1 protein-coding gene is annotated in these 349 nt (G+C 57.9%); it reads right to left on the bottom strand.

The features are described from left to right. Positions 1 to 349, bottom strand: a 349-nt coding sequence (locus tag FN060_RS19790; RefSeq protein ID WP_425312203.1) for a type II toxin-antitoxin system VapC family toxin, incomplete at both ends; no start/stop codon positions are given.

Genomic DNA, 349 nt, shown 5'->3' with positions numbered 1-349 from the left:
CGCCATGGGTCCACGAGGATAACCCCGGTGCCCTGGAAATCTTGAGTGTTGCGTGTAACGACCACAAGCCCGTGCACGACCGCCGTGGCAGCGATGAGTGCATCAGCTTCGTTGCGGCGATCCGGAATATGCAAGTGGGCACATCGCGTTGCAATCGCTTCATCGATAGCAATGATGCGCTGAGCGAACTCCGGGCGTACTCGGCTATCCATCCAGGCTCGTAAGCGAGCGCCCTGCTCAATGTCACGCCGCTGGATGCTGAGTATCCCGCGCTCAAGTTCTAGAACCGTTATGGCAGAAATATACAGATCTCGGGAGTCCTGCGCGCTTATCCAAGCCGTCACGTTCG

Origin of the sequence: Pseudorhizobium halotolerans (assembly GCF_902153235.2) — a bacterium.
Taxonomy (GTDB): domain Bacteria; phylum Pseudomonadota; class Alphaproteobacteria; order Rhizobiales; family Rhizobiaceae; genus Neorhizobium; species Neorhizobium flavum.
The sequence above is the reverse complement of the archived record's forward strand: the minus strand, read 5'-3'. Positions and strand labels throughout refer to the sequence as shown.